Origin of the sequence: Parabacteroides sp. AF17-3 (assembly GCF_003635445.1) — a bacterium.
Classification (GTDB): domain Bacteria; phylum Bacteroidota; class Bacteroidia; order Bacteroidales; family Tannerellaceae; genus Parabacteroides; species Parabacteroides goldsteinii.
In genome coordinates, this window is sequence record NZ_QTMM01000046.1 from 1 (window position 1) to 1404 (window position 1404).

A 1404-nucleotide genomic window follows, 5' to 3' on the forward strand; every position below is an offset into this window, starting at 1 on the left:
CATATCCGCCCCGAAGGCTATCTGCGTGATATGGAGAAATATAATGAGGCGGCGGTCTCGGGCTGGTGCGTGATACGTGTGCTGCCGGGAGAACTGCTGATGCTGAAAACGTTACGATTAATGATAAGAGCTATCAATCAAAATAAATTATGCCAAGGCCATCAAGAAAAGGATTAGATTATTTCCCTTTGGACACAACCATTCTTAATGATATCAAAGTGCGGCGAATTAAAAGACAATTTGGCGCAGATGCTTTTTTACTTTATATTTCTCTTTTGTGTGATATCTATTCGAACGGTTATTACATAGAAGCGACCGACGATTATCTGTTCGACCAGGGCGAGAAATTAGGTATCGCTGAAAATAAGGTGTTGGAAATTCTTCTGGCGTGTGTTAAAATAGGCTTGTTCAATAACGAACTCTTTATGGAAAACCGAATTTTGACCTCTAAAAGCATTCAGGAACGTTTTTCTTTAGCAACCAAGAAACGCGCTGATAATCAAGTTGTTGAATACAAATGTGGTTTTGTTTCCGCTCCCGAAACCCCGGTTTCCGTGTCGGAAACTCCCTCAAAACAGGGTTTAAGTACACAAAGTAAAGTAAATGAAAGTAAAGTAAACTTACAACAACAGCAACAACACGCGTGCGAGGAGCCGAAAGAAGAACCGCAGAATTTGGATGAAGAGCGTGAGCGATGGAAAGAAGCTTTGCTGGCAGACGAAGACTGGCAAGCAACCATCGTGCGTTATTCCGGAAAAGGCATAGCCGTCCTGCAATATGCGCGGGAAGCCATGACCGTATTCGATGATTTCCTGCGCCTGAAATTCAGCCTGGATACGATCCGGACGAAAAAAGATTACAGCCAGAGTTTCATCGGCTGGTGGCGATACCATAATTTCAATCTGAAAACGGAAGAACTTTCCGGCGGCGTGCAGCAGCATATTCCCAAAGTGATTTATTCATCCGGCCGGCCGGAACGCTCTTCGAAAGTAGAGGAATTGATGGAAACAGGGAAACGTGCAACGGAAATAGCCATGAAAATCTATAATTCGCAAGCTGTATGAGTTTGGAAATCAGACTGCAACATGCCATTGCCGACCGCCGCCTGATGACGTACCGGCCGGAGGAAATTCTTCCGGCGGTAAATCAAATATTATTCCATACCTATGTCTTGCTGGGTTTTTCGCCTCCTAATGACCGTGATCTGGGTATTTTGATTGCTAAACTGGCAGCCGACCTTCAGGAGTCATATCCGAGCCTGACCTTGCAGGAGGTCGCCCTTTGTTTTGAACTGGGGGCCAAAGGTGAATACGGGGATTTCATGGGATTGAACCTGCGCACGATTACGCGCTGGCTGAAATGTTATCAAACCAGCGATTTGCGATACCGGGCTGTTGTGGAGCG

2 protein-coding genes are annotated in these 1404 nt (G+C 45.5%); both read left to right on the forward strand.

Annotated features, from left to right (window positions below):
• The first annotated feature begins 149 nt into the window (after positions 1-149).
• Positions 150-1064 (forward strand): DUF4373 domain-containing protein, encoded by a 915-nt coding sequence (locus tag DWW91_RS27465; protein WP_122329442.1) that lies wholly within the window; start codon positions 150-152, stop codon positions 1062-1064.
• On the forward strand, positions 1061-1404 hold a 344-nt coding region (locus DWW91_RS27470), incomplete at its 3' end, for a hypothetical protein (RefSeq protein ID WP_147426571.1). The genes DWW91_RS27465 and DWW91_RS27470, both read left to right, overlap by 4 nt.